28 protein-coding genes are annotated in these 25,808 nt (G+C 54.3%); 16 read left to right on the top strand and 12 right to left on the bottom strand.

Annotated features, from left to right (window positions below; all coding sequences use genetic code 11):
• Nucleotides 1-14: 14 nt before the first annotated feature.
• From EYY67_RS17000 to fucP, 3 genes are all read left to right on the top strand, one after another.
• The gene (locus EYY67_RS17000) at nt 15-791 is read left to right on the top strand and encodes an L-fucose dehydrogenase (protein ID WP_131693940.1); all 777 of its coding nucleotides are present in this window, start codon (nt 15-17) and stop codon (nt 789-791) included.
• Entirely contained in the window at nt 788-1,156 is a 369-nt protein-coding gene (locus tag EYY67_RS16995) for an L-rhamnose mutarotase (RefSeq protein WP_095925315.1), read from the top strand. Before EYY67_RS17000 ends, EYY67_RS16995 begins: the two co-directional genes overlap by 4 nt.
• Before the next feature lie 350 nt (nt 1,157-1,506).
• Nucleotides 1,507-2,745: an L-fucose:H+ symporter permease gene (gene fucP / locus EYY67_RS16990; RefSeq protein WP_095925316.1), complete on the top strand. Its 1,239-nt coding sequence runs from the start codon at nt 1,507-1,509 to the stop codon at nt 2,743-2,745.
• 55 nt (nt 2,746-2,800) lie between these two features.
• Here fucP and EYY67_RS16985 read toward each other — a convergent pair whose 3' ends face one another.
• The 3 genes from EYY67_RS16985 to EYY67_RS16975 are packed head-to-tail and all read right to left on the bottom strand — an operon-like array spanning nt 2,801 to nt 4,228.
• Entirely contained in the window at nt 2,801-3,511 is a 711-nt protein-coding gene (locus EYY67_RS16985) for an ArsR/SmtB family transcription factor (RefSeq protein ID WP_131693939.1), read from the bottom strand.
• The gene (locus EYY67_RS16980) at nt 3,508-3,900 is read right to left on the bottom strand and encodes an amino acid-binding protein (RefSeq protein ID WP_131693938.1); all 393 of its coding nucleotides are present in this window, start codon (nt 3,898-3,900) and stop codon (nt 3,508-3,510) included. Before EYY67_RS16980 ends, EYY67_RS16985 begins: the two co-directional genes overlap by 4 nt.
• Nucleotides 3,893-4,228 (bottom strand): antibiotic biosynthesis monooxygenase family protein, encoded by a 336-nt coding sequence (locus EYY67_RS16975; RefSeq protein WP_131693937.1) that lies wholly within the window; start codon nt 4,226-4,228, stop codon nt 3,893-3,895. The genes EYY67_RS16980 and EYY67_RS16975 overlap by 8 nt, the downstream gene beginning before the upstream one ends.
• A gap of 241 nt (nt 4,229-4,469) precedes the next feature.
• On the opposite strand from EYY67_RS16975, the gene EYY67_RS16970 reads away from it, so the two are divergent.
• From EYY67_RS16970 to EYY67_RS16945, 6 genes are all read left to right on the top strand, one after another.
• Nucleotides 4,470-5,453 carry a DUF1852 domain-containing protein gene (locus EYY67_RS16970; protein ID WP_131693936.1) on the top strand — a complete coding sequence of 328 codons (984 nt, stop codon included), beginning with the start codon at nt 4,470-4,472 and terminating at the stop codon, nt 5,451-5,453.
• A gap of 31 nt (nt 5,454-5,484) precedes the next feature.
• Nucleotides 5,485-6,516, top strand: coding sequence for a methionine synthase (locus EYY67_RS16965; RefSeq protein ID WP_095925321.1), 1,032 nt, complete (start codon nt 5,485-5,487; stop codon nt 6,514-6,516).
• A 278-nt stretch (nt 6,517-6,794) separates the two neighbouring features.
• Nucleotides 6,795-7,478 carry a fimbrial biogenesis chaperone gene (locus EYY67_RS16960; RefSeq protein WP_165497971.1) on the top strand — a complete coding sequence of 228 codons (684 nt, stop codon included), beginning with the start codon at nt 6,795-6,797 and terminating at the stop codon, nt 7,476-7,478.
• Nucleotides 7,479-7,656: 178 nt separating this feature from the next.
• Complete coding sequence (locus tag EYY67_RS16955; RefSeq protein ID WP_165497970.1) at nt 7,657-8,163, top strand: fimbrial protein; 507 nt, start codon at nt 7,657-7,659, stop codon at nt 8,161-8,163.
• Between the two features lie 102 nt (nt 8,164-8,265).
• Nucleotides 8,266-10,698 carry a fimbria/pilus outer membrane usher protein gene (locus tag EYY67_RS16950; RefSeq protein ID WP_131693933.1) on the top strand — a complete coding sequence of 811 codons (2,433 nt, stop codon included), beginning with the start codon at nt 8,266-8,268 and terminating at the stop codon, nt 10,696-10,698.
• On the top strand, nt 10,689-11,564 hold the full coding sequence (locus tag EYY67_RS16945) for a hypothetical protein (protein WP_131693932.1): 876 nt from the start codon (nt 10,689-10,691) through the stop codon (nt 11,562-11,564). Before EYY67_RS16950 ends, EYY67_RS16945 begins: the two co-directional genes overlap by 10 nt.
• Here the strand turns inward: EYY67_RS16945 and EYY67_RS16940 are convergent.
• Nucleotides 11,539-12,666 (bottom strand): HD-GYP domain-containing protein, encoded by a 1,128-nt coding sequence (locus tag EYY67_RS16940; protein ID WP_131693931.1) that lies wholly within the window; start codon nt 12,664-12,666, stop codon nt 11,539-11,541. The genes EYY67_RS16945 and EYY67_RS16940 overlap by 26 nt on opposite strands.
• 276 nt (nt 12,667-12,942) lie before the next feature.
• Here EYY67_RS16940 and EYY67_RS16935 point away from each other — a divergent pair, with 276 nt between their 5' ends.
• The 4 genes from EYY67_RS16935 to EYY67_RS24520 all read left to right on the top strand — a co-directional run bounded on the left by EYY67_RS16935 (nt 12,943) and on the right by EYY67_RS24520 (nt 15,222).
• Nucleotides 12,943-13,713, top strand: coding sequence for a winged helix-turn-helix domain-containing protein (locus tag EYY67_RS16935; protein ID WP_131693930.1), 771 nt, complete (start codon nt 12,943-12,945; stop codon nt 13,711-13,713).
• Nucleotides 13,710-14,195 carry a FidL-like protein gene (locus EYY67_RS16930; protein WP_131693929.1) on the top strand — a complete coding sequence of 162 codons (486 nt, stop codon included), beginning with the start codon at nt 13,710-13,712 and terminating at the stop codon, nt 14,193-14,195. Before EYY67_RS16935 ends, EYY67_RS16930 begins: the two co-directional genes overlap by 4 nt.
• A 200-nt stretch (nt 14,196-14,395) precedes the next feature.
• Entirely contained in the window at nt 14,396-14,962 is a 567-nt protein-coding gene (locus EYY67_RS16925) for a YfaZ family outer membrane protein (protein ID WP_095925324.1), read from the top strand.
• Between the two features lie 83 nt (nt 14,963-15,045).
• On the top strand, nt 15,046-15,222 hold the full coding sequence (locus tag EYY67_RS24520) for a lipoprotein (protein WP_165497969.1): 177 nt from the start codon (nt 15,046-15,048) through the stop codon (nt 15,220-15,222).
• Between the two features lie 5 nt (nt 15,223-15,227).
• On the opposite strand, the gene msrA is transcribed toward EYY67_RS24520, so the two are convergent.
• From msrA to EYY67_RS16895, 6 genes are all read right to left on the bottom strand, one after another.
• On the bottom strand, nt 15,228-15,956 hold the full coding sequence (gene msrA, locus EYY67_RS16920; RefSeq protein ID WP_131693928.1) for a peptide-methionine (S)-S-oxide reductase MsrA: 729 nt from the start codon (nt 15,954-15,956) through the stop codon (nt 15,228-15,230).
• 18 nt (nt 15,957-15,974) lie between these two features.
• The gene (msrB, locus tag EYY67_RS16915) at nt 15,975-16,481 is read right to left on the bottom strand and encodes a peptide-methionine (R)-S-oxide reductase MsrB (protein WP_131693927.1); all 507 of its coding nucleotides are present in this window, start codon (nt 16,479-16,481) and stop codon (nt 15,975-15,977) included.
• A gap of 510 nt (nt 16,482-16,991) precedes the next feature.
• Nucleotides 16,992-19,031: a glycoside hydrolase family 31 protein gene (locus tag EYY67_RS16910; protein ID WP_131693926.1), complete on the bottom strand. Its 2,040-nt coding sequence runs from the start codon at nt 19,029-19,031 to the stop codon at nt 16,992-16,994.
• Entirely contained in the window at nt 19,028-20,407 is a 1,380-nt protein-coding gene (locus EYY67_RS16905; RefSeq protein ID WP_095925329.1) for a glycoside-pentoside-hexuronide (GPH):cation symporter, read from the bottom strand. Before EYY67_RS16905 ends, EYY67_RS16910 begins: the two co-directional genes overlap by 4 nt.
• Nucleotides 20,408-20,749: 342 nt before the next feature.
• Nucleotides 20,750-20,980, bottom strand: a complete 231-nt coding sequence (locus EYY67_RS16900; RefSeq protein ID WP_095925330.1) for a non-oxidative hydroxyarylic acid decarboxylases subunit D — start codon at nt 20,978-20,980, stop codon at nt 20,750-20,752.
• Between the two features lie 29 nt (nt 20,981-21,009).
• Nucleotides 21,010-22,440, bottom strand: coding sequence for a non-oxidative hydroxyarylic acid decarboxylases subunit C (locus tag EYY67_RS16895; RefSeq protein WP_131693925.1), 1,431 nt, complete (start codon nt 22,438-22,440; stop codon nt 21,010-21,012).
• A gap of 151 nt (nt 22,441-22,591) precedes the next feature.
• Here EYY67_RS16895 and EYY67_RS16890 point away from each other — a divergent pair, with 151 nt between their 5' ends.
• Complete coding sequence (locus EYY67_RS16890; protein WP_095925829.1) at nt 22,592-23,005, top strand: MarR family winged helix-turn-helix transcriptional regulator; 414 nt, start codon at nt 22,592-22,594, stop codon at nt 23,003-23,005.
• Between the two features lie 11 nt (nt 23,006-23,016).
• On the top strand, nt 23,017-23,550 hold the full coding sequence (gene idi / locus EYY67_RS16885; protein ID WP_131693924.1) for an isopentenyl-diphosphate Delta-isomerase: 534 nt from the start codon (nt 23,017-23,019) through the stop codon (nt 23,548-23,550).
• On the opposite strand, the gene EYY67_RS16880 is transcribed toward idi, so the two are convergent.
• The gene (locus EYY67_RS16880) at nt 23,503-24,039 is read right to left on the bottom strand and encodes an AAA family ATPase (protein WP_131693923.1); all 537 of its coding nucleotides are present in this window, start codon (nt 24,037-24,039) and stop codon (nt 23,503-23,505) included. The genes idi and EYY67_RS16880 overlap by 48 nt on opposite strands.
• A gap of 494 nt (nt 24,040-24,533) precedes the next feature.
• On the opposite strand from EYY67_RS16880, the gene EYY67_RS16875 reads away from it, so the two are divergent.
• Nucleotides 24,534-24,791, top strand: coding sequence for a biofilm/acid-resistance regulator YmgB/AriR (locus tag EYY67_RS16875; RefSeq protein ID WP_095925334.1), 258 nt, complete (start codon nt 24,534-24,536; stop codon nt 24,789-24,791).
• Nucleotides 24,792-24,849: 58 nt separating this feature from the next.
• On the opposite strand, the gene EYY67_RS16870 is transcribed toward EYY67_RS16875, so the two are convergent.
• Nucleotides 24,850-25,707 (bottom strand): SDR family oxidoreductase, encoded by an 858-nt coding sequence (locus tag EYY67_RS16870; protein ID WP_131693922.1) that lies wholly within the window; start codon nt 25,705-25,707, stop codon nt 24,850-24,852.
• Nucleotides 25,708-25,808: the final 101 nt, after the last annotated feature.

Here is a 25,808-nt window from a genome sequence, read left to right as displayed (position 1 = left end):
GACAGGAACGAGCAATGAATCTGCATCTGCAAAATAAAGTGGTGATGGTGACCGGCGGCGGGTCCGGCATTGGCGCGGCCATTTCGCTGACGCTGGCGGAAGAAGGCGCGATCCCGGTGATCATCAGCAATACCGAACCGGCCAATGAACTGATGCATAAACTGCAACAGCTTTCGCCGCAGGCCAGTTTTGTGCTGACCGAACTGCGCGACGAAGCCAGCTGTCAGGCGGCGGTGAACGAGGTTCAGACACGTTACGGCAGCATCGACGGGCTGGTGAACAATGCCGGTGCCAACGACAGCGTCGGGCTGGACGCCGGACGGGAAGCCTTTGTGCAATCCCTCGAGCAAAACCTGATCCACTATTACCTGATGGCGCACCTGAGCCTCAATGCCCTGCGCGCCAGCCGGGGAGCGATCGTCAATATCAGTTCGAAAACCGCGTTAACCGGACAAGGCAACACCAGCGGTTACGCCTCGGCCAAAGGCGGCATTCTGGCGCTGACCCGCGAATGGGCGGCGGCGCTGCTTGGCGACGGCATCCGCGTGAATGCGGTGATCCCGGCAGAAGTGATGACGCCGCTGTACGAACGCTGGATCAAAAGCTTCGACCATCCCGACGAAAAACTGCAACAGATCACTTCGCATATTCCGCTGGGACAGCGCATGACCACGCCGCAGGAAATCGCCAATACCGTGGTGTTCCTGCTCTCTTCCCGCGCGTCGCACACCACCGGCCAGTGGCTGACCGTGGACGGCGGCTATATGCATCTCGACCGGGCGCTGACATGACGCGCCGCTATTGTCAGGCGCTGGATCTGGCGGACGATCCGGCGCTTATCGAAGAATATCAGCGTTATCACCGCAACATCTGGCCGGAAATTACCGCACATCTGCGCCGTTACGGCATCACAGAGATGGAAATTTACCGGCTGGGCAACCGGCTGATGATGGTGATGGAAACCACGGAAGATTTTGACAGCGGGCTGTTCGAACGCCGCAGTCTGGAGGATCCCAAAGTCTGCGAATGGGAAGCCCTGATGTGGAAATATCAGCGCCCCACGCCCTGGACGCCCGCCGGTGAAAAGTGGGTGGAAATGGAGAAGATTTTTTCGCTGACCGGTCAGGCTCCCCCGCATACGGAAGGCGTTGAGTAAAGCTCGGTCAGCTCCCTCCCCTGGGGAAGGATCTGAGTAAAGCTCGGTCAGCTCCCTCCCCTGGGGAAGGATCTGAGTAAAGCTCGATCGGCTCCCTCCCCTGCGAAGGGGAGGGTTGGGGTGGGGTATTAAGGGCAACTCCGGATCTGGCGTTGCCTGCTAAACCCCCTCCCAACCTCCCCCTTCGCAGGGGGAGGAGCAAAGCAAAACCTGCCTCACCCCTGAGAATGGGGAGGAGCAAAAAAACTCCCTGCTGTGAGGGAGAAACCGTTTTTCACGTTATCTGACATAAAAAATCAGCCACCTGAGCTGAACCCCTACATGCGTTACCAGATACTGAGGAATACATTATGCTCGCCGACAAAACTGCCGCGCCCGCGTATGCGCAGCGCAAAACGACGTCCGGTTTCCGACTGGCGTTCATTCTGGTCACCACGCTGTTTTTCCTGTGGGGTTTATCCTACGGGCTGCTGGATGTCCTGAATAAGCATTTCCAGGAAGTGTTACACGTCAACAAAGCCCAGTCGGGTCTGCTACAGGCCGCCTATTTCGGGGCTTATTTCATCATCGCCCTGCCCGCCGGGTTCTTTATGGACAGGTTCGGCTATAAAGCCGGGATCCTCGTCGGGTTATGCCTGTATGCACTCGGCGCGTTGTTATTCGTTCCCGCTGCGTCTGCGGGCAGTTTCGCCATGTTCCTGTTTGCGCTGTTCGTGATCGCCCTCGGTCTGGGTTGTCTGGAAACCGCCGCCAACCCGTTCGCCACCGTACTGGGCGATCCGGCTGGCGCAGAACGCCGTCTGAATCTTTCTCAGTCTTTCAACGGATTAGGCCAGTTTGTCGGTCCGATCATCGGCGGTTCGCTGTTTTTCAGCGCCACGCAAGGCACCACGGCGGACGGCCTGTCATCGGTCAAAACCACCTATATCGCCATCGCGGTACTGGTGTTGCTGATCGCGTTCCTGTTCGGACGCACCAAACTGCCGGACATTCGTGAGCAAAGTACCGCAGAAGATCGCGGCGTGGAGAAAGGATTGTGGCAGCACGGTCATTTCACCGGCGGCGTGATCGCGCAGTTCTTCTATGTGGCGGCGCAGGTGGGTGTCGGCGCATTCTTCATTAACTACACCACGGAACACTGGCATACGCTGTCGAACCAGAATGCGTCGTACCTGCTGTCTGTCGGCATGATCAGCTTTATGGTCGGGCGCTTCTTCAGCACCTGGCTGATGGGCTTTGTCCGCCCCGCGACGCTGCTGGTGGCTTATGCCATCATCAATATCGTGCTATGCGGCGTGGTGGTGGCCGGGATCGACAATGTGTCGGTGATTGCGCTGGTGGCGATTTTCTTCTTTATGTCGATCATGTTCCCGACCATTTTCGCGATGGGCGTCAAGAACATGGGCAAACAAACCAAACGCGCCAGCTCGGTGATGATCATGGCGATCGTCGGCGGTGCGGTGATGCCGTACCTGATGGGTGCCATCGCCGATCACTACAACACCGCCGTGTCCTACGCCCTGCCGATGGTGTGTTTCGCCGTGGTGCTGGTTTATGCCGTGAAACAGCGGGCCAAAACCGCGATTTAAGGAAGGTAGAGTTCGTCACAATCCCCCATCCCTGACAGGGTGTTAAGGAGGGGGATCAGGCCAGATCGAGGCCGAACAACCGCCGCATGGCCACTCTGCCGCTGTCGGTGACGCTGACTTCGCGAAAGCCCGGCGTGCGGGATATCCACTCTTTTTGCAGCAACAGCGTCATTAATGCCTGCCCCGCATCCCCTCCCAAATGGAAACGCCTTTCGCTCCAGTCGAGGCAAGGACAACACGCCTTGCGGCGCGGGCGCGGATCAAGCACGGCACCTAGACGCTGAAAATGTTCTTTCCCGGCCGGTGTCAGCGCATTCCCGTCAGCTTCAAGCCAGTTTTCATGCAGCAGGAAATCGTAGATTTTTACCGCCAGTTCTCCGGCCAGATGGTCATAACAGGTCCGCGCATATCGCAGAATCACCGGCGTCCGGGATACAAAAGCCGCATGATTATGCATGGAAACGCCCATCAGGTTTTCCAGCAGTCCGGCGATATGATGGCCAGCCAGGCTGTAATACCGGTGGCGTCCCTGCGTCAGGCAAATCACCAGCCCGTTGCTGAGCAGCCGGGTAAGATGACCGCTGGTGGTGGAGGCGGCAATGCCTGCCACCGCACTGAGTTCAGTCGCAGTCCACGCACGTCCGTCCATCAAAGCACACAAAATACTGACCCTTGACGGGTCAGATATCGCGGAAGCCACCAGTGACATGGATTTTTCGAGGGAATCGTCCGGCTCACTGTCGTATTCGGTTTGAAGAAAATTCATTCAGAGTGTATGGCCCATTGTTGAGTGACTTCCGCCGCCCGCAGATCATCATCCGTCAGCAGGATGAGACGGTTACTGTGATCGCTGTACTGTACCAGAATATTAATGCCATGCCGGGCGAGTGTCTGGGCGATTTCACCGAGTTCTCCCGGACGTTTCTGCGGCAATTTTCTTATCAGCGGGCGGGCCACCTTTCTGACCTCAAAGCCAGCCTCCGTCAGAACCTGACGGGCTGTCTCGCCCTCTTCCACCAGAAAATGTGCGTGTGCCGCTTCCGGTGTGGAAAATACGCCACCGCCTTCCAGACCCACGCCGTTGAGGCCGAGCACGCGTCCCAGTGAGCCAAGCGCACCCGGACAATTGCCGAGGATAACGTGAATGTCATACATGCTGATGCGCTCCTTTCGCTGAAGACGTGTCGGAGGAATATTCCCGAAATACCCGGGCAACGCGGATTCTGTAGAAGGAAAAAATCGACTGTTTTCCCTCTTTCTGGGCTGCCAGATGCGTCAGATTCTGTTTCCAGCCAGCCACCGACTCCTCATCCTGCCACCAGGATAAAGACAGGATTTTTCCGGGCGTGCTCAGGCTCTGGAAACGCTCTATATCAATAAACCCCGGCGTGTCCGCCAGCAACGGCTTCAGTTCGGCCGCCAGTTCAAGATACCGCTCACGCGCTTCGGGTACCGCATCTGCCTCAAAAAGGACTGCAATCATTTTTCTGCTCCGTCATGAATTTCACTCAGCTTATTACCGGTAAAAAACGGAAGCTTCGGTCAGCGCCGAAGTGTGCCGGTGACGTGCAGACAGGATCATGAACTTTGTTCATGTTCAGTGAATTTATATCACTTTTTTTCACTCAATGACTCAGGCATAAAAGAGTCATCGCGATTCACTCTTAAATATGAAGACTACTGAAATAATGTAGGTTTTTCAGCAGCCGGGACACCTGATAAAAATGAAAAAAGAAATTACATTCACTATTAAGAGCATTCGTTTTGACGAAAATTATAACCCTTCGGAAAATACGCGTATTACGACTAACTTTGCCAATCTGGCAAGGGGTGAAAAACGTCAGGACAATCTGCGCAACACCTTAGTGATGATTGACAATCGTTTCAATTCTCTGGCCCATTGGGATAACCCTAAAAAAGACCGGTATTCTGTCGAACTCGACATTATTACTGCTCAGCTGAATATTGATGTTGAAGGTCAGGCCGACAGCTTCCCGGTGATTGAAATACTGAAAACCACCGTCGTGGATAAAAAAACCAACGAACGCTTTGAAGGGATTTTGGGAAATAACTTTTCCTCTTATGTGCGTGATTATGACTTCAGCGTTTTACTGCCAGCGCACAATAAACAACAACCCGAATTCAGCCTGCCGGATAACTTTGGCGAACTGCATGGCAACATCTTCAAATGCTTCGTTAAATCATACATTTACAAAGAGCAGTTTACGAAGGCTCCTGTTATCTGCCTGAGTGTTTCCAGCAAAAGCACTTATTACCGCACAGGCAATAAACATCCCGTACTGGGCGTTGAATATCAGCAGGATGAACTCTCCCTGACGGATGAATATTTCGCGAAAATGGGATTACGCGCGCGCTATTTCATGCCTGAAAATAGCGTTGCGCCTCTGGCGTTTTATTTTTCCGGCGATTTACTCGGCGATTACACTAATCTCGAGTTAATCAGCACCATCAGCACGATGGAGACGTTTCAGAAGATTTACCGGCCTGAAATTTATAATGCGAATTCCGCCGCCGGAATACAGTATCAGCCGAGCCTGAATTATCAGGATTATTCGTTAACCCGCATTGTTTATGACCGGGAAGAACGCAGTCATCTGGCGATTGAGCAGGGGAAATTTACGGAAGAAAACTTCATCAAACCCTACCAGACTGTGCTTGAACAGTGGTCTGCTCATTCCGTTCTCTGATTAACCATAAAAAAGATAAGGTCACCTGTGTATGAAAAAGTTATTACCGACATCAACGGCGGGCAGTCTGCCTAAACCGTCGTGGCTGGCACAACCAGAGGTGCTGTGGTCGCCGTGGAAATTGCAGGATCAGGAATTAATCGACGGTAAAAAGGACGCCCTGCGTTTGTGTCTGGAAGATCAGCAGCAGGCGGGGATCGATATTGTCAGTGACGGCGAGCAAACGCGTCAGCATTTTGTCACCACCTTTATTGAACATCTTGAAGGCGTTGATTTCGAGAAACGTGAGACGGTGAAGATCCGTAATCGCTACGACGCCAGTGTGCCGACCGTCGTCGGCCCGGTCAGTCGTAAAAAGTCCGTGTTTGTGGAAGATGCTAAATTTTTACGCCAGCAAACCACACAACCGATCAAATGGGCTCTGCCGGGGCCAATGACCATGATCGATACGCTTTATGATAACCACTATAAAAGTCGCGAAAAGCTGGCCTGGGAATTCGCTAAAATTCTCAATGAAGAAGCCAGAGAATTAGAGGCGGTGGGCGTCGATATTATCCAGTTTGATGAGCCGGCCTTTAATGTGTTCTTCGATGAAGTGAACGACTGGGGCATTGCCACCTTAGAACGCGCCATCGAAGGGCTGAAATGTGAAACGGCTGTCCATATCTGTTACGGCTATGGCATCAAAGCCAACACAGACTGGAAAAAAACGCTGGGGACGGAGTGGCGGCAATACGAAGAGATTTTCCCGAAACTGCAAAAATCCAATATCGATATCATCTCACTGGAATGCCACCACTCGCATGTTCCGATGGAACTGATGGAACTGATCCGCGGTAAAAAAGTGATGGTGGGCGCGATTGACGTGGCCACCAACACCATTGAAACCCCGGAAGAAGTGGCCGCGACTTTGCGTAAAGCGCTGCAATTTGTCGATGCCGACAAACTTTATCCCTGCACCAACTGCGGCATGATCCCGTTACCGCGTGGCGTCGCAAGGGGCAAACTGGACGCGTTAAGTGCCGGCGCAGAAATCGTCCGCAAAGAACTTCTGGCGAAATAACATCGCCGCCTCTGCGTTGACCTGAAAATGCACGCTGAGCTGGCGATCGGATCGGTCGCCAGCCTTTCACCCTCCGGCATCATTATTTACCTCCGGACTGCAAAATATCCCTCTCCGTTTTACATCCTCTGCCGTTTATTTTCATCTCTGTAACACATCAAAATATCGCTTTTCGCCGTTTATATTTCGTTTAAGTTAGAAACCTATAATCATCACAACAGAATGTAAATCTCCTTAAAGAAATTTCTTTGAATAGCGGAAAAATAATGAACGTCAATATGCCTGTGAGGATTTCGATTGCCGCCCTGATATATCTGGTGCCTTTTTATTGTCTGGCGTCATTGATTCTTGATGAGACACGGGTGATATATCCGGAGGCGGATCCACAGGAATCGGTTAAAGTGGATAACCCTACCAATCTTAATTTTCTGGCGCAGGCATGGATTGAAGATGAGCACGCGCAGGAGGAAGAACATTTCACGGTTTATCCGCCATTATCGAAAGTGAATGCCAACAGCACCAGTACGGTACGTATCGAGAAAATCGACAGTGAGAAACTGCCCGCTGACCGGGAAACCATGATGTGGCTGAATATCAAGGAGATCCCGCAGCGGCAAAAGGCCACAGGCCCGCAACTGGTGGTGGCTTTTAAAACCCGCATCAAGATTTTCTACCGCCCGAAAAGCATTGATCCCGAGCTGCATGAAAGCTTCACTCAAATGACGTGGCGCGCCACGCCGGGCAAACTGATTGTCACCAATCCAACGCCTTACCATATTACCTTCGATAAAGTCTGGGACGGTCCGGTGAATAATCCCGACAATGAACTGAAGGCCAATATGGTCGCGCCTTTCTCCACCTTAACGATTTCTGTCCCCGGCGGAAAAACAGTCCGCACCGTCTATTACGATATTATTAATGATTTTGGCGGATTCTCAGAAATACAACACGTCTCTTTATAACAGCCCGTCGTGTTACGTCATCGCTGTTATTAAAGTGAGCACTTCTTTTTCCGGGAAGTGGCTATTCCTGTTTTAACTCAACGTTTGAATAAATAATAAAGGCAAGGAAATGATGTTTACTAAAAATAAGCTCGTGTGTGCGGTTGCGTTGTCGTTGTTACCTTTTATGAATACGGCAATGGCCGATACCACAGGCTCCTCCGTTGAGATCCAGTTCGGCGGGCAGGTCAAAGCACCGACCTGTACCATCAACGACAATACGTCTCACTCGGTTGAATTACCGGACATTAATCTGCAAAAAATTTCGGCACTCGGCACGGGTGAGGCCACGGCAGATCAGCAGAAAACCTTCCAGCTCAGTGTTAACTGCGCCGCACAAGCCACGGCGTCCGATATCGGATTAACCATTGAAGGCCAGAGCGAGGGTGCCAGCCCTGCCGTGCTGTCCAACACCAGCACCGATGAAGACAGTGCAAAAGGTGTCGGATTCGAGCTGTTCACGGAAGCGAATAAGTCGACGCCTTTGGCGCTTAACGGCGCTGAAGTCCCGGCGGATGATTACATGTCGCGTCTCAATGCGGGCGAAGACAACATCAATTTTATCGTGGAATACGCGAAACAGGCAGACCACGTGACGGCCGGAAATGTCACGTCCAGCGCCACCTTCGCCTTCACGTATAAATAACCGCTGCGGATATAAAGAGACTTGCGGAAATAGCGTCTGGCGCACCTCACCCTTCACCGTCAGACGTGACCGGGCCATCAGGCCCGGCTTTCGCCATTTATCATGAAACTCACCCCGCGTTATCTCATCCTTTTCCTGATTTCCGCAGGCCGTTGCGGGCTGGCATCCGGCGAGGACTTTGATCTGTCGCTGATGGAAAAAATGGATAATCTGCGCGGGATCGACACCTCGGTTTTGCTGAAAGGCAGCCAGATGCTGGCGGGGGATTATCCGGTCACCCTGCGCATCAATGCAGACACCGTGGGACAGGTCACCCGACCTTTCCGTCTGGTGCAAGGCACCGTGCAGCCGGTGTTCACTGCCGCCACGCTAAAAAGTCTGGGCATGACACTGGATCACTCCCCTGACGGGCTACAGCCGCTGAGCGCCTTTGTCGATCACGCAGGGGTGAGTTACGACGCCGGCAGCGAAACGCTTTCCCTGACCGTGCCGCAGGCGCGGCTGAATCAGGACGCCGGTGACATTGCGCCGCAGGAAAACTGGCGTGCCGGGCTGACTGCCGCCCGCGTCAATTACAACCTGAATGTGCAACGTAATACCGGCAGTCAGGGCCAGCAAAACAGCGTCAGTTCCACCCTCAGCAATGGCCTGAATCTGGGGGACTGGCGGCTGCGCAATGACGGTTATTTCCGTTATCAGCGTGGCGAAAGCGGCCATTACCAGAGCAGCGCCAGCTATCTCACCCGCGATATTGCGAGACTAAAAAGTACCTTCCGCGCGGGGGATTTCTTCACCCAGGGAAAAATTTTTTCATCGGTTTCCCTGCGCGGCATGACGCTGTATTCCAGCGACGAGATGCGTCCTGATAACCAGCGCTTTTTCATGCCTGCGATCAGCGGCACCGCACGAACCAACGCCACGGTGGTGATCCGCCAGAACGGTTTTGTTATCGATCAGCGCCGCGTGACGCCCGGCCCCTTTGTGATCCGGGATTTGCACAGCGCCAGCAGTTCCGGCGATCTGGATATCACGGTCAGCGAAACCGATGGCAGCACGCAGCATTTCACGCAGCCGTTCAATGCCATCGCCGCACTGTTGCCGCCGGGCGTATTTAATTACGAACTTTCAGGCGGACATTATCGCAGCGGCAGCAGCGGATCCCTGATGCCGGAAATCTATCAGGCCAGCGCTTTTTATGGCCTCAGTAACACCTTCACGTTGCTGGCCGGACAACAATTCGCCACCCGTAGCGGATTTCACTATCAGAACAGCGGCGGCGGACTGGCGGCGAACATGCCACTGCTTGGCGGCATGTCGGTATTGCTTAAACGCAGCGAAGCACGCACCGCGCCGGAAAGCGCGTCGTGGCAGGGAAAGCAGCTGGAAACGCTGTTTGTCCGTACGCTTAATCAGACGCAAAGCACGCTGAACCTGAGCTGGAAACACAAGTACAGCCCGGATTATCAGGAAGTGAGCGACGCCATCAGCACGGCGCAACATCAGGCCACCGGCCAGCGTTATCATGATCAGTACAACGTGCAGTTCGACCAGAGTTTTGACGCGCTGACCCTGATGTTGCGTTATACACAGGACCGGACCTGGAGCGGAAATCACCAGCACAGCGCCCGCGCCGGGCTGAGCATGAGCCACTGGCAATCCCAGTTTCAGGTTTACTACACCCGCCAGCGGGACCTGCATGGCATTGTCGATAACAGCCTGACCTTCAATGTGCAGATCCCGCTCGGTGCCACGCAGAATCATCGCGCCGGGCTGAATACGCTGACCGGTTCGCACGGCAGCAGCCAGCAAACGGCCTCCCTGAACGGCACCTTTCTTGACGACAATCAGCTGAGTTACGACGTCAATATGTCGTCACAGGCGGGCAGCACATCATCAAATATGTCCGGTGCTTACAGCGGGTCTGCGGGGATCGTCAGCGCCGGTTTTTCTCAGGGTCAGGGCTATCAGCAGACCATGCTGGGGCTACAGGGCGGCGTGATTGCGCATCATCATGGCATCACGCTCAGCCAGCCGCTGGGGGATACCGTGGTGCTGGTCCATACCCCGCAAACCGGCGGTCTGAAAATTGAAAATAATCAGAATCTGTATACCGACCGCTGGGGAAATGCCGTCATTCCTTATGCCGTGCCTTACCGTGCGAACGATATCGGGCTGGATCCGGATTCCCTCAATAAACAGATTGATGTGCCTGCCACCGTGAAAAAAGTCGTGCCGACGCAGGGCGCGATTATCGAGGCGGAATTTAACGCCAGCCGTCATGACCGCCGCTTCGCCAGAATTCTGGACAGCCGGCGGAAACCTTTGCCGTTTGGCACAGAAATTCTGGACGCCAGCCATACCGAAATGGGCATCGGCGGCGCTGCCGGGATATTGCTGGCGGATTTCACTCACCGTCACTGGCCGCTCACCGCCCGCCTGCACGGCCAGGTACTTTGCCACATTGCCTCACCGGAAAACCCGGTGCCTTCGCCGCCCTCAGAGTCTTCAACGTTGTGGAAATTATCATGTGTATAACCCGCCGTACCGCCCTGTTCTTCCTGCCCTTTTACTGCCTGACCACGGGGCTTTCCGTCGCCCACGCCGCAACGGGAAACCTGCTGCTCCTCAAAGGCGGCACTCTGTCGGTGAAACAAATGCAGGCCGACGGCACACTGCTGGCCACATGGCCCGCCAGCGCCTTCAGCGCGACCCGTCTTTCCGGCGGTGACCTGCAGGTGTCAGTCATCCGGCCTGAATGGGACAACCCGCGCGGGATCTACCAGACCGGCATTCCGGGCATTGGCTTTAGTTTTTGTACCGCAGATGGCGCGACCTGCCTGCAAAACGGCAAAAGCCTTTCCGCTGAGAGGCTGGCCAGTGAGAGGGGGAATTTCGCCATCAGACTGTATAAAACCGGCGAGGTTGCCGCGGGGGATTACACCTTGCCGACCCTGCTGACGCTGAGCAGACAGGGCACTCCGGCGCTGATGATCGGACTGAATGCGCTGAAAATTAATGTCAGTCAGTGCAGCCTGACCCGTGAAAATCTGCGGGTGACATTGCCGGAGGCGACGCTGGGTAAACGCAGGGTGCTTTCAGCGGCGGGTTTTCAGCTGCCGGTGGTGTGCAAACATCCCGCAGATTACGACAACATTGCGATCCATTTCAGTTTCAGCGGACAGCGGGTGGATGCGCAGCACATTAAAACCAGTCTGCCGGGCATTGCCCTGAGTGTGAAAAATGAAGCGGGCAGATATGTGGATTTCAGTGCGTCGGCAGCGGATCCGAACGCCCGCTTTCATGATACCGGTTATGTGGCAGAGCTGACCCGCGATGCCCGCGAACAGGCGCAGGCCGGGGAGTTTGAGGTCAGTATTACTGCGGAAGTGGAGATGCGCTGACACTGTCCGCTTCGGCCATGAGGTGCGAGAACAGCGCGCCGACCACGTCAGCATCGAGGCCACCGCGCGCGGCGGTCTCCTGCATCATGCTCAGGCATTTTTCCGGCGGGAAGGCCGGTTTGTAAGAACGGGATTCCCGCAGCGCCGCGTAACAATCGGCGACCGAGATAATGCGCGGCCCCAGATCCAGCTGCGTTCCGCGCAGACGGAAAGGATAGCCCTTACCGTCCGGCCGTTCATGATGAAAACTGGCCATCCGCGCGATGTCATGCAGACCGGCGATGCGGGACAGAATTTTCCAGGTGAACTGCGGGTGAATATGGATCTGCCGCCGTTCAAAATCGCTCAGCGGTTCGGCTTTGGTGAGCAGCGCGGCGGGCACCACCAGCTTGCCTAAGTCATGCAGCAGCCCTGCGACACGGACATGCGCGATGCCTTTTTTGGAAAATCCGTACAGTTGCGCCAGCCGGGCGCTGATTGCCGACACCATGACGGAATGTTGCTCAGCGGAGCGGCAATGCCGGTCAATCACACAGGCCAGCAGCGCGGAGAGTTGTGTCAGTTCATCATCGCTGAGTACGCGCGGAGGAAACGGCGCAAAGGCGCAGGGATTGTCGATCAGCGTGGCGGAGGCCAGTTCAGTCCAGAACTCGCGATCCAGCCCGATTTCGCGTAACGCCAGCACATCGTCGAGCAGATAGCGTGAGCCGATGGAATCACACAGGGTTTCGATCGCCTGCGACGGATAATGTCCGCGCGGAAATTCATGCAGGGCGAGCAAATCCAGATTATCCGCCAGATCCAGCAAGCGGCTTTCCGGATGCTGCTGCCCTCTCCCGGCGATCAGCCCGGCGCTGTCAGCCAGCAGCGGGATCCCGGCCAGCCGTTGCGCGCAATCCGCGGGCGCATGCGCACCCCGGCCCAGGTCGCGCAATAACGCCGCAATAAACAGGCGCTGTTGCGCAGGCTGGCTGAAGCCACGCTGACGGGCAATGTTCATCACGATGTAGGCACGCCGCACGCCACGGTGTCCGTTTTCAGGGCTTAACAAGTCCAGGGCAGAGGAAAATCCGATGAGAAAGTCAGTAAAGGTGATGTCCACGAAGCCGCTCCCGCTCAGTCAGTAAGGCATGCAGGAAACCGCGTTTTCGCGTGGCAGACAATTTAATTACCCGATGGGGGGATATATAGGTTTTTATTTATCAATAGCGCGTTTCGACAACATAATAATTTGCTTTTTGCCCGGTGCGGCTAAGAGTTTTACTTATCCCCGGCGCGGACTCGGTTGGCAGAATTTAGCCTGTATACTATTAATCCGAGGCGTTTTTTTAAATCCGACGGGATTTTGGTTGGCTTTACTCATTTCAATCAGGGCACGATGAAATATCTTATTGATAAAGCGATAGAATTTAATACCGATGATGGCACGCTGCATTATCCTGCCAGTCAGGACGTCATAAAACTGACCCTTCCGGCGGCACGTCTGCTGGAAGAGTTTCTGGCCTCCGGCGGCCGTGACCTGACGCGGGAATACCTGCTGGAAACGGTCTGGGATAAGCATGGTTTGCAGGCGTCCGGCAACAACCTTAACCAGTACGTCAGCATTTTGCGGCGTAATCTGGCACTTCTCGAATGTCACGAACTGATCGTCACCTTGCCCAAAGTCGGCTTTAAGCTGAATACCGCCGTCAGTGTGGAACCGCTGGCGGACACGCCGCCGGAGAAAATACCGCCACCGGTCACGCCTGGGGTCACGGATCACCCCGTGCAGGCTGCCTCTTACTTCCGGCACATTGCCTTCCTGTTACTGAGCGTGGCAATCCTGGCAGGAATGGTCTGGGGTATCTGGAGATTTTATGACGCTAATAACGGCATCACTGAAATTCAGCAACCGGATACCGGGTGTGAGGTGATATACCTGAAAGATATTCCGGATGAGGACAAACCCGCCGTGCTGGAGCGGGTCGGTCTTATCCTTAAAGCGAATAACCTGCAGTGTAAAAAAAACAACATGATTATTTATAACAATGAAGGGTCTTATTCATCAAAAAACAATGCCAGAACCTTATTGTCTCTGTGTTCTGTCGGCAAAAAGAAAGAGGTTCTTTCCTGTGATAATTTTTACCACTATAAGTGGGTTAAGCCATGAAGATGAATAAACACCTCGCTCTCGCTGTCATTGTTGCTGGCGTCATTGTTGCCGCCTTTATTTTCCTGCCGTCAGGTAAAGCCATTCCTACGCTGAAATGCAAAGCCTTCGCCAACGTCAAAATGGACGTTGAAAATGGACAACTGGTATTTTCCATCATCGAAAGCCTGCAATTTTACGATAAAGACAAAGGGATTATTCAGTACGAAGGCTATGTGAAATCCGATAAAGGAAACACCTATCTGGAACGTACGGTTTATCTCAGTCATGGTGTCAAAGTCGATAATAAAACGTTCCATTTCGACATTGATAAAGTGACACCGTCACCTCTGGATACCACGCCTGACGCTGACTTCGATCAGATGTGGCTGGAAACCACCGGGGATAATGCGTCATTAAACATCGGCGTGAAGTCGATCCGCGACCAGACTTATGTGATCAGCAGTACCTATTCGCCGCAATTCGTCTGCGTGGCGTACTGAATGGTTTCGCCGCCATCAAAACATTCATGCAGTTATTATTCTAAATGGCAGAATTAAAACCTATTTATGGCGTCATCTGACATATAAATTGATGCGTAAGGCCGTCCGGGTGTTTTATAACGCCGGACAAAAGGGGTCGCCGGTCTGGTGAAAATTCCGGTAATGGTTGCCCCCGGCTAAACACATAAACAGGTAATCCAATGCGGACAAACACAATCAAACTTGCTGTCGCTGGCAGCGCAATCGCGGTATTCATGGCGTTTTCTGCCCCGTCTCAGGCCATGGAACTCGGTGCAAAAGCGGGTACGGATTTCACCGAACTGAATGTCGGAATGGGCCGTCAGACATCCGGTTTATATATTGAGGGCAACTGGGCGAAGAATACCCAAAATGGTCGTCAGATCGGCGGCATCAGCAGCGGTTTTAATATTCCGCTGGGACCGGCGATGATTAATCTCGGCGCAAAAGCGCTGTATATGCAAGGCTCCACCTCTGATAACGAAGGCGTGGCGTTCCCGATAGGTGGCGGTATTACCGTGTCATTTACGGACAGCCTGGCATTTTATGCAGAAGGTTATTCCGCCCCTGACGCGTTAAGCAATCGGGTGAAATCTTATACCGAAGCCGATGCCGGTTTTAGCTGGGTGCCTGTTGAACCGTTAAAACTGAAAGCGGGTTACCGTTATGTCGGTCTTGACGGCACGGCGGGCAATCCTGACGAACGTATTATCGATGGGGCCTATTTAGGCGCTGAGATGGACTTCTGATTTATTCTTTTCCGTTCTGCCAAGAGTGCACATTTCACTTTCCGAAATGCGCACTCCCTTATTCTTTTTTCAGGATTGCACCCATGAAATCTTTATTACGTCTGATGCTTTCTGCGACTTTATTATTTTCCCTGACCGGTTGTGTGATCGCAGGCCCGCACGATCATCATCACGCTTCCCGTCATGAACAGCCGCACCCTCATCACCCGATGCCGCACAATGACAGCCATCATGAACATCATCACGGCATGAAATCCTGAGTGCGTTATTCCTTCACCAGCACAGGCTGTTCGCGGTAATTCGCCGGAAAGTGCTGCTTCAGATCGTTAATTTTCGGCAGATCGTTCACCACAATGTACGGATAGTCCGGGTTATCGTTTAAAAAGTTCTGGTGATAGGCTTCCGCCGGATAAAAGTGTGCATTGTTTTCCACCTTCGTCACCATCGGCTCACTGAAGCTGTGGCTGGCATTGAGCTGGGCAATGTACGCTTTCGCCACTTCCGCCTGCGCGCTGCTGAGCGGGAAAACGGCGGAACGGTATTGCGTGCCGCTGTCCGGCCCCTGCCGGTTCAGCTCCGTCGGATTGTGTCCCACCGAGAAGAAAATATGCAACAGCTCGCCGTAAGTCACCTGCGTCGGGTCAAACGTCACTTTCACTGATTCTGCATGACCGGTCTCGCCGGTGCTGACCTGCTCGTAGCGGGCTGTTTGCGCGTCCCCGCCTGCATAACCCGACACCGCGCTGGTCACGCCTTTCACATGCTGGAACACGCCCTGAATTCCCCAGAAACAGCCTCCTGCAAACAGCGCCGTTTCGCTGTGTGACGTGCCTGCCGGTTCATCTTTTGCCGGTGCGGCGATCACCACCGCGGGTTCTGCGCCACCGCCCCACGACCAGGCGTTATTTTGAAAGGCAAAGGCCGAAGCCAGTACCAGTCCGGCGATCAGGCTGTAATTACGCAAGCTGCGCACTTTTTTGGATGCATTTTTCATTATGAATGTCCTGACTGATTAAGCTTTCGGAGTGAACGTCATCGCCAGCCCGTTCATGCAATAGCGCAGACCGGTCGGTTTCGGCCCGTCATCAAACACATGCCCGAGATGCCCCCCGCAGCGACGGCAATGCACTTCGTCCCGCACCATCCCAAGCGTGGTGTCCCGGCTGGTCAGCGCCGCATCCGCCAAGGGCTGCCAGAAACTCGGCCAGCCGGTATGGCTGTCGAATTTGGTCGCCGAGGAAAAAAGGGGAAGGTTGCAGCCCGCGCAGGCGAACTCCCCTTGGCGATGTTCCGCATTCAGCGGGCTGGAATAAGGCCGCTCCGTTCCCGCTTCACGCAAAATACGGTACTGATCCTCGCTCAGGCGCTGATGCCACTGAGCATCAGTCAGCGTGATTTCAAATTTTTCGGATGTCGTCTGTGCGCCCGCCCGGCGGGAAAACAGTGACGGAACCAGCCCCATCACGGCTACGGCGGATACCGCTCCGCTGCCCAGCAGGAAATTACGTCTGTTAATCATGATTGCCACCGTTCCGGTTGCTGTCGATGGCATCAGATTACAAGAGGAAGGATTACGGAATCCTCGCGGAGAGATAACGGTTTTGTGATAACTGGATTTGCGGTTGCACGGAGGGGCTGGAGTAAAGGCTGGAATGAGGAAGTTTCGGTTTCTCACGTGCGGTGACTGCTCAGCAATTGCCGCCGAAACCGACCAAAGAGGGCTATGACGAGCCCTCTTTGGAATCTCCACGTCTTAAACTGCGCGCTCCGCTCGCAGGCTATGTTCCAGCAACCACAGTGACAGGCTGGAAACTGGGAGATTGGGTTAACTCCCTCCCCTGCGAAGGGGAGGGTTGGGGTGGGGTATTAAGGTCAAAAGTGAGTGCTGAAGTGTGCGCGGGTTTGAGTATGGGAGTGGTCTGCTAAACCCCCTCCCCGCCTCCCCCTTCGCAGGGGGAGGAGCAGAACCAACCTACCCGATTAGCCCCCTTCGCAGGGGAGGAGCTAAAAGCGAAACCTCAGAAGGGCGTCAAATACCAAGTTCTCCTTTCACGTCTGCCCCTTCCCGCACAAACACCGGGATTTCACTCATCGGTGCGGCGACCGTAATCGCCCTTCCGCCTTCATACCGTTCGCCATTCAGTGCCACCCAGGTTTCTCCTGCCGGTAGCCACACTTTCCGCTCGCGCTGACCCGCATGCAGCACCGGCGCGACCAGAATATCTGCGCCGAGCAGGTACTGATCTTCCACCTGCCAGCTTTCCGGCTGTTGCGGGTATTGATAGAACAGGGTGCGCATGGCCGGATCGCCCTTTTCGTGGGCTTCCTGCATGATGCGGCTGATGTACGGACGCAGTTTTTCGCGCAGGAATAATCCGCTTTTCATCAGTTGGTAATTTTCTTCGCCATAACTCCAGACTTCATTCGGTGCGCCGCTGTTGCACTGGGCGATGCCATCGCGCCACGGTTCCGGCGGCTGGATCTGTGGCTCACGGTAGCCGTGTAACCGCATGACCGGACAGAATACGCCCCACTGGAACCAGCGGATCAGCAACTCCTGAAACGCCGGATCGTTAACATTGCCGCCCTGGAACCCGCCGATGTCCGTCGTCCACCACGGAATGCCCGCCAGTCCCATGTTCAGACCCGCAGCAATCTGATTGCGCAGGGCGTGGAAGGAAGAGTGAATGTCGCCCGACCAGGCCAGCACACCATATCGCTGGCTTCCCGCCCAGGCGCAGCGAACCAGATTCACGATCTCGTTTTCGCCTTGCTGCTGTAAACCGTCGTAAAAACCCTGCGCAAATTTCTGCGGATAAATGTTGCCGACTTCCAGCACCGGCCCGAGGTGATAGCGATAATTATCAAAATCATAGGCGCGGTATTCCGGTTCCGCTTCGTCAAGCCAGAAGGTACGGATACCCAGATCGTAATAGTTTTGCTTCACTTTCTCCCAGACAAACTGACGCGCGCCGGGATGTGTGGCATCAAAGAAGGTGCAGTTGCCGAGGAAATCCAGATTCACCGACACACCACGGTCGGTATTCACCAGATAACCTTTGGATTTCATCTCCTTATAATTGTCAGTGCGGCTGTCTACCGTCGGCCAGACGGACACCATGGTTTCGATGCCGAGGGATTTCAGCTCTGCCACCATGGCTTTCGGATCCGGCCAGTCCACCGGATCAAAACACCATGTCCCCTGATTCGGCCAGTGGAAGAAGTCGATGACAATGACCGATATCGGCAGATTGCGGCGTTTGTATTCGCGCGCGACCTCGAGCACTTCCTGCTGCGTGCGGTAACGGAGTTTGCATTGCCAGAAACCGGTGGCGTATTCCGGCATTTGCGGCGCGGTGCCGGTCGCACGGCCATACTGATGCATGATGTCTGCGGGCGTGTCTCCGGCGGTGATCCAGTAATCCATCTGCTCCGTGACCTGCGCTTCCCAGCGGGTGATGTTCTTGCCGAAGGTCGCCTCGCCAATGGCCGGATTGTTCCACAACATGCCGTAACCGAGGCTTGAAAGCATAAAGGGCACGCTGGCCTGTGAGTTACGCTGCGCCAGTTCCAGCGTGCAGCCTTTCAGATCCAGACAGCTTTGCTGGTACTGCCCCATGCCATAGATTTTCTCATCCGGCCGCGATTCAAACCGCACCGTCAGCTGATGTTTACCACCGGGAATGGCTTTAAATTCGCGGGCATCCATTTTCAGCGCACTGATGTATTTATCCTGACTTTTCTCGGTCGCGCCGATACCGACCGTCGAACGCTGACGCCAGAACTCCTCGAGGATCAGCTCACCGCGCTGGTTATAAAACGCCAGTTGGCCTTTGATGTTCACCGTCGCCGTAATGTTGCCGTTGCGGATGCTCAGTGTTTCGGTGCCGCGGCTGATGTCGCTCTGCGGTTGATCGCCCGCAGGCAGCAGCGCCCACAGATGATCATTCAGCGCCGGCCGGCAGGTAGCACGCACGCGCAGGCTGTTTTCACCCCAGGGTTCGATCACCAGCGTTTGCTGATCGAAATGCCAGAGGATACGGTTTTTTTCGGCGATTAATTCGCTCATGCGGACTCCTGTGTATGCAAAGTGGCCTGAGGGACAGGCTCATGATCCTGAGAAATTTTGGACTGGTTGATCTGTTCCATGGTGGCATCGTTCAGTTTGTACCAGCGCATCGACAGCGCGCTGCACATCGACAACACACCCGGCACCAGCGAGAACAGCGCGATAATTGACATCATCGCGGCAGTATTTTGCTGTGCGGCATGCGGCACATAACCGCTCATGCCCAGCGTCCAGCCGACCACCGCCCCGCTCACCGCCATCCCCATTTTGAGGATCGCCAGCAAGGTCGAGAACACCGTGCCGTCCATACGCTTGCCCTGTTTGTATTCGCCGTAATCCACCACGTCGGACATCATCACCCACATCAGCGTGGTGGTGACCTGATAGAAAGTAGAGACCAGCAATGTCATGCCGACCAGCAGGGAAATCCATGCCGGGACAAAGAAGATCGCTGCGCTCAGCGCACCGGTTAAGATGGCGCAAAGCGTGAACGCCGCCAGCTTGCTGCGGTTGCGGGTCAGCGGTTTGACCAGCAAACTGCCGAGGCTTTTACCGATAATGTGTGCCGCCAGCAGCCACATAAAGTAGCTGGCGTTACCGAGGTAATAGGTGACGTAATACATCATCGCGCCGAGCCGCACGACACCAAACGAGATGTTGAAGAAGATCAGAGCCGCGACGACGCGCCACTGATCGTTGCGCACTAAATCGCGCAGATCGGAGAGGAAATTCTCGTGCGTCGGCGGCGCGCTGATACGTTCTTTGGTGTTGAAGAAACACAGCAGGAACATCACCACCGCAATCGACGCCATGATCGCCATCGCGCCAAAATAGCCGTCGAGCTTATTTCCGCCGCCCATCATTTCCGCCAGCGGCATCATCAGGAACGTGGACATCGCGCCGCCCAATGTCGCGAGGAAAAAGCGATAGGATTGCAGGGAAATACGCTGTGAATTATCCGGCGTGATGATCGCGCCCATCGAGCAATAAGGAATGTTGATGGCGGTATACATCAGCATCATCACGCAATACGTGACGCTGGCGTACACCATTTTCCCGCCGAGCGTCAGGGATTCCGGCACCGCGTAAACCAGCAGACAGCTAGCGCCGAATGGCAATGCAAGCCAGAGAATATACGGCCGGAATTTACCAAACCGCGTTTGCGTGCGGTCAGCGATCAGCCCCATCGCCGGGTCAACAATCGCGTCCGCGACACGTGCAACAAGAAACATTGTCCCGACAAAGACTGCCGGTAATCCCACAACATCGGTGTAGTAAAACGTCAAAAATATAATCACATTGTCCAGGCCAATATGGCTCGCCATATCCCCCAGACCGTAACTGATTTTTTCTTTTACGGATAATTTCGCAGTCATTTTTCGTCCTGCCTTTTGTAGGGTTAAACACAAAAAAGTCAGTCCGTCCGTGGCCCGAGGACTTGTTATAGAATGGTTAAAAGGCAGTCACAATTGCGAGATGTTATAAATTTCTTATGATTTTTGATTAATGTGATACCGGTAACATGGGGAGGGGAATTAAACGCGCCCTCCCCTGCGAAGGGGAGGGTTGGGGTGGGGTATTAAGGTCAAAAACAAAAGTCAGCGTGTACGCAGGGTGGGTGTGGTCTGTTAAACCTCCTCCCCGCCTCCTTCGCAGGGGAGGTCCAGGACAAAACCGCCAGATCATCTCCCTTCACGTCACGCGGGGAGGAGAAAATCTTATAAATCATTAAGTAATAGCGGAATCGACGGTACCATCGGCGCATTATCAATATCGGCCTGGGTCATGCGGAATGCTTCCGGGTAATGTTCCCGGCTGGTGCGTCGCAAAGGTTCAGTGGAACGCCAGGTGTATAAACAACGCTGGCACTGATGCACAGTCCAGACGCCTTTTACCGGGGACACGGCCATCAGTTCGATATGCTCATCGGCACAACGTGGACAAATCATAATCACTCCTTAATGCAATCGGTGAATGCTCAGATCTTGCGATCTGCCAGCAGGGTATTCAGTTTCACGATCCAGTCTTTGGTTTCCGGTAGATCGCGTACCGGCTGGCTGTAGTGACCGCGGTTATCCGGCGCGACCGGCGTGGTGGCGTCAATGATCAGTTTATCGGTGATGCCCGCCGGGGATGAACCGGGATCCAGTTCCAGCACGGACATATTCGGCAGCTGGACCAGGTCGCCCGCCGGATTGACCTTGGCGGAAAGCGCCCACATCACCTGCGGCAAATTGAACGGATCCACATCCTCATCCACCATAATCACCATCTTCACGTAGCCCAGACCGTGCGGCGTGGTCATGGCCCGTAAGCCGACAGCGCGGGCAAAGCCACCGTAACGTTTTTTAGTGGAAATGATCGCCAGCAGGCCGTGGGTATACATCGCGTTCACCGCTTGCACTTCCGGGAATTCCGCCTTCAGTTGCTGATACAGCGGCACGCAGGTGGCCGGTCCCATCAGATAATCGATTTCTGTCCACGGCATCCCGAGATACAGGGATTCAAAGATGGGTTTCGTGCGGTACGAGACTTTATCGATGCGCACCACCGTCATGTTACGGCCACCGGAATAGTGTCCGGTGAATTCGCCGAACGGCCCTTCGATTTCACGTTTACGCCCTTCAATCACCCCTTCGAGGATCACTTCTGAGCCCCACGGCACGTCGAATCCGGTCAGCGGCGAAGTGGCAATCGGGTATGGTGCCTGACGCAGCGCGCCCGCCATTTCATATTCCGACTGGTCATATTTCAGCGGCGTTGCGCCCATCAGCGTAATGATCGGATCGTTGCCGAGCGTAATGACAATCGGCAAATCTTCGCCGCGTTCTTCCGCTTTATGTAAGTGCAGCGCAATGTCGTGCATTGGCACCGGTTGCAGCCCGAGCTTACGTTTGCCCTTCACTTCCATGCGGTAAATGCCGACGTTCTGCTTATCGAAACTGTCAGGATCGGTCGGATCGCGCGACACCACGCAGGCTTTATCGAGATAAAAACCGCCGTCACCGTCGTTCAGCCGGAACAATGGCAGGATGTCGAACAGGTTGATGTCTTCGCCATCGACCGTATTTTCCGCCCAACCCGGATTTTCGCGACGCTCCGGTTTCACCGGAAAGGTATCCCAGCGGCGGATATATTCGGCAATCTGTTCGTTGGTCGATGTGGAAGGCGGCAGCCCCATTGCAATGGCGTGGTTGGGCCACGAACCCAGTGTATTAAGCGCAATGCGGGCATCAGTAAATCCTTCCACATTATCGAAATACAGCGCGGGGGCGCCCTCGCCGATACGGCCGGTGGCGTTCGCCGCCGCGGCCAGATCCGGCTCTGCCTTCACCTGTTCGGTAATTTTCAGCAGTTGTCCGTTTTCATCCAGTGCGCGCATAAAGCTGCGCAGATCATCAAAAGCCATCTCGATTCTCCTTCCCAGTTCATTTAGTTTGTTCGTATACGAATGACTTTTACCTTATACTCCTTTTGAAAACCCCGCAATGGCTTGTCGCCTTCGCGCTTCAGAGATTGCTAAGATAGAGGCAGACCAATAAGAAAATCGGGAAATGATGATGAGCACACAATTGAGACAGGAAGCCTTTCACTTAATGCGTAAGGTATTCCAGCAACACACCGCGCGTTGGCAGCAATGCATCCCGGATCTGACGAAGCCGCAATATGCGGTGTTGCGCTCAATTGCTGAAAACCCGGGCATTGAACAGGTACAACTCACGGATGTCGCCGTCAGCAGCAAAGCGACGCTGGCAGAAATGCTGTCGCGTCTGGAAGCGCGCGGGCTGTTGAACCGTGAGGCGGACCCGGCGGATAAACGCCGCCGTTTTATTACGCTGACGCCGGAGGGTAAAGCCGTGGTGGCGAAAACCCAGCCGGTCGGGCAGCAGGTGGATACTGAGTTTTTGGCAAGACTTTCTCCTGACGATCAACAGCATCTGGTGCGTCTGTTGAAATCAATGACGGAGGACTAACGGGAGTTTTTATGATTGAAGAAGTCGTGTTGCTTGATGTTAAAAATCAACCGGCGGGTACCATGGACAAAGCGCTGGTGCACACTGCACAAACGCCGTTGCATCTGGCATTTTCCTGCTATATCCACAACGATCGCGGCGAGATCCTGCTCACACGCCGCGCCCTGAGCAAAGTCGCCTGGCCGGGCGTGTGGACCAACTCCGTGTGCGGCCATCCGCTGCCCGGCGAATCCCTGCAATCTGCCGTCTACCGCCGCTGTCAGTATGAAATCGGCCTGTCGGTAGAAAAGATCACGTCGCTTATTGGCGAATTCCAGTACCGTGCGACCGATGCGTCGGGGATTGTCGAGAATGAGTTTTGCCCGATTTTTGCCGCTTTCAGCCGCCAGACGCCTGCGCCACGCGACACAGAAGTGATGGATTATCAGTGGGTAAAACCGGATGACCTGCTGAGCAGTGTGCGCGCTACGCCGTGGGCCTTCAGCCCGTGGATGGTGTTACAGCTGGGTCAGGTCACGGAGAAAAAGTTGAGTCTGCTGGGGTGATCGCAGACGGATAAAACGCACATGCTGCCAGGCGGGATCGTTAAGCAATGCCTGATACTGGCAGCGGTTCTTCGTATATGTCTTCAGCGTCCACAGGATGATCGACTCCCGGCTGAAAAAACTTTTCCGAAACGTCTCCCGGTTTCCGGTGCCCGCCCAGATCTCTTGTTTCCCCCACGCCCGCGTCGCGGCACGTTTCACCGCCTGATACAGCGTGCGTCCGAAGGAATAATCCACCCACACGATCATGTCGATGTCGCGCCATTTCACGGCCTGCGTGCGTTTGTAATTGCCGTCAATCACCCAACCTTCACTGCCCGCCAGCCGCGCTTCCAGGCGGGCAAAAAACTGATCATCCGGCGTCCCCTGCCAGTCCGGTTGCCAGAACAACGCATCCAGTTCGATATAAGGAATGTTCAGCTGCTGAGAAATCGCCCGCGCCAGCGTCGATTTCCCGCTCCCGCTGGTTCCTATGACATTGATTTTCACTGCCAGACTCCTTATCCGCACCGGTTTACGCAAAAAAAGGGCGGTTATTCTGCCGTACGGGATCGGTCTTGTACAGAACGTTAACGCCCTTTCCGCAACCATTACCGGCGGAACTAAATCATGACGTGAATGTATCAGAAGCTCGCAGAATGAACATTTTGTGCTATACACCTTATTGCTAGCAACAGAAATGCAGATTTTTCGTTGCCATACCTGTACATACTCGCAATCTTTGTATAACTTTCTGTGACCCCTGCTTCATCATTAGTCCGTCTTTTACGGGCATATTCAGCCTGACCTTTGGAAGGAAAGTAGATTTCCCTTCTTCCAAAGGTTTTTTTCATGGCTGGCGTTTTCAGGTTTTATCGCGAAACGATCTGATGAGTCCGGGGCGGACATTGTGAAGAAAAACTTCACAATACTCTCTTTTCTGACTGGCAATAGGCACTTTTCAGCCGGTAAAAAAAACCGCTGAACAGTTTAAGGAGGTCTACATGCAACTCGAAGCAGAACAAACAGTTACAGAAATCAGTGATTATCTCAAAGTCCGTGAGACGCCCACGCTAAGTGAAGTTGAAATCCTCGGGACCCTTGTCTCAGGGCTTTTACACAGCCGTTATCCGGTGAGCAATAAGGCCATTATTGAAGGTCTGGTAAGACAGCTTGAACAGGACACCAATGTCAGTAATCAGCAGGGTTGCCGTAACTTGCTGGAACTGGTGTTGCTTTCCACGCAGGATGATGTGATTTAAATAGGTTACCGGCCTGTTAATCATATTGTTAACAGGCCGGAGCACAATCACCTTGCGGTTAAAGCGATTTCAGCGTCGCGGCAATCACGTCTTTGAACGGCGTGGTCGGGCGACCAATCAGTTTGCTCAATGTATGAGAATCATCAAACAGACCGCCTTTCTCTGCACCCGCATCAGAATCCGCCAGCATAGTCGCCAGCCCTTCCGGTAAACCGGCACCGAGCAACGCTTTAGCGAACTCCGCTTCCGGCAGATTGATGTAATCCACTTTCTTACCTGACTGACGTGCAATTTCCGCCGTGAACTCCGTCAGCGTATAAGCCTCGTCACCCGCCAGCTCGTAAATTTTCCCGGCCTGATCATGTTGTGTCAGCACCGCCGCGGCTGCCTCAGCGTAATCCTGACGCGCGGCGGAAGAGATTTTTCCTTCGCCGACCGCACCGATAAAGGCGTTATGCGCCAGGGCAGGGGCGATGCTCGCCGCATAGTTTTCGGTGTACCAGCCGTTACGCAGCAGCACAAAAGGAATGCCGGATTCACTTAACGCTTTTTCCGTCGCGCGGTGTTCAACACCCAGACCCAGCGGACTTTTATCTGCATGCAGCAGGCTGGTGTACGCCAGAAGTGTTACGCCTGCACGTTTCGCCGCCGCAATGACCGCGTTGTGCTGCGCTTCACGCTGCCCCACTTCACTGGAAGAAATCAGCAGCAGTTTCTCCACGCCGTTGAAGGCGGCTTCCAGCGTCGCAGGCTGGCTGTAATCGGCCTGACGCACATCCACACCCAGATCGGCCAGATCCTGCGCTTTTTGCGGATTACGCACCGCCGCAATAATCTGATGAGCAGGCACTTTTTTCAGAAGTGCGGCAATAACAAGGCGGCCTAACTGGCCGGTAGCACCGGTAATGGCGATCATATGATTTCTCCAAAAGTGTTCAACACAACGTTTATTGTCATACAAAGTTTATGTTCAGAATGGCGCAAAATGCGTCGCCGTGAACACATCCTATGCGATAT

This window comes from Rahnella victoriana, from assembly GCF_004330295.1.
In the GTDB taxonomy this organism is placed as follows: domain Bacteria; phylum Pseudomonadota; class Gammaproteobacteria; order Enterobacterales; family Enterobacteriaceae; genus Rahnella; species Rahnella victoriana.
The sequence above is the reverse complement of the archived record's forward strand: the minus strand, read 5'-3'. Positions and strand labels throughout refer to the sequence as shown.

Coding starts and splice junctions, on each gene's coding strand:
- EYY67_RS17000 (WP_131693940.1), top strand. CDS start 15: ATGAATCTGCATCTGCAAAATAAAGTGGTGATGGTGACCGGCGGCGGG.
- EYY67_RS16995 (WP_095925315.1), top strand. CDS start 788: ATGACGCGCCGCTATTGTCAGGCGCTGGATCTGGCGGACGATCCGGCG.
- fucP (WP_095925316.1), top strand. CDS start 1,507: ATGCTCGCCGACAAAACTGCCGCGCCCGCGTATGCGCAGCGCAAAACG.
- EYY67_RS16985 (WP_131693939.1), bottom strand. CDS start 3,511: ATGAATTTTCTTCAAACCGAATACGACAGTGAGCCGGACGATTCCCTC.
- EYY67_RS16980 (WP_131693938.1), bottom strand. CDS start 3,900: ATGTATGACATTCACGTTATCCTCGGCAATTGTCCGGGTGCGCTTGGC.
- EYY67_RS16975 (WP_131693937.1), bottom strand. CDS start 4,228: ATGATTGCAGTCCTTTTTGAGGCAGATGCGGTACCCGAAGCGCGTGAG.
- EYY67_RS16970 (WP_131693936.1), top strand. CDS start 4,470: ATGAAAAAAGAAATTACATTCACTATTAAGAGCATTCGTTTTGACGAA.
- EYY67_RS16965 (WP_095925321.1), top strand. CDS start 5,485: ATGAAAAAGTTATTACCGACATCAACGGCGGGCAGTCTGCCTAAACCG.
- EYY67_RS16960 (WP_165497971.1), top strand. CDS start 6,795: ATGCCTGTGAGGATTTCGATTGCCGCCCTGATATATCTGGTGCCTTTT.
- EYY67_RS16955 (WP_165497970.1), top strand. CDS start 7,657: ATGGCCGATACCACAGGCTCCTCCGTTGAGATCCAGTTCGGCGGGCAG.
- EYY67_RS16950 (WP_131693933.1), top strand. CDS start 8,266: ATGAAACTCACCCCGCGTTATCTCATCCTTTTCCTGATTTCCGCAGGC.
- EYY67_RS16945 (WP_131693932.1), top strand. CDS start 10,689: ATGTGTATAACCCGCCGTACCGCCCTGTTCTTCCTGCCCTTTTACTGC.
- EYY67_RS16935 (WP_131693930.1), top strand. CDS start 12,943: ATGAAATATCTTATTGATAAAGCGATAGAATTTAATACCGATGATGGC.
- EYY67_RS16930 (WP_131693929.1), top strand. CDS start 13,710: ATGAAGATGAATAAACACCTCGCTCTCGCTGTCATTGTTGCTGGCGTC.
- EYY67_RS16925 (WP_095925324.1), top strand. CDS start 14,396: ATGCGGACAAACACAATCAAACTTGCTGTCGCTGGCAGCGCAATCGCG.
- EYY67_RS24520 (WP_165497969.1), top strand. CDS start 15,046: ATGAAATCTTTATTACGTCTGATGCTTTCTGCGACTTTATTATTTTCC.
- msrA (WP_131693928.1), bottom strand. CDS start 15,956: ATGAAAAATGCATCCAAAAAAGTGCGCAGCTTGCGTAATTACAGCCTG.
- msrB (WP_131693927.1), bottom strand. CDS start 16,481: ATGATTAACAGACGTAATTTCCTGCTGGGCAGCGGAGCGGTATCCGCC.
- EYY67_RS16910 (WP_131693926.1), bottom strand. CDS start 19,031: ATGAGCGAATTAATCGCCGAAAAAAACCGTATCCTCTGGCATTTCGAT.
- EYY67_RS16905 (WP_095925329.1), bottom strand. CDS start 20,407: ATGACTGCGAAATTATCCGTAAAAGAAAAAATCAGTTACGGTCTGGGG.
- EYY67_RS16900 (WP_095925330.1), bottom strand. CDS start 20,980: ATGATTTGTCCACGTTGTGCCGATGAGCATATCGAACTGATGGCCGTG.
- EYY67_RS16895 (WP_131693925.1), bottom strand. CDS start 22,440: ATGGCTTTTGATGATCTGCGCAGCTTTATGCGCGCACTGGATGAAAAC.
- EYY67_RS16890 (WP_095925829.1), top strand. CDS start 22,592: ATGAGCACACAATTGAGACAGGAAGCCTTTCACTTAATGCGTAAGGTA.
- idi (WP_131693924.1), top strand. CDS start 23,017: ATGATTGAAGAAGTCGTGTTGCTTGATGTTAAAAATCAACCGGCGGGT.
- EYY67_RS16875 (WP_095925334.1), top strand. CDS start 24,534: ATGCAACTCGAAGCAGAACAAACAGTTACAGAAATCAGTGATTATCTC.
- EYY67_RS16870 (WP_131693922.1), bottom strand. CDS start 25,707: ATGATCGCCATTACCGGTGCTACCGGCCAGTTAGGCCGCCTTGTTATT.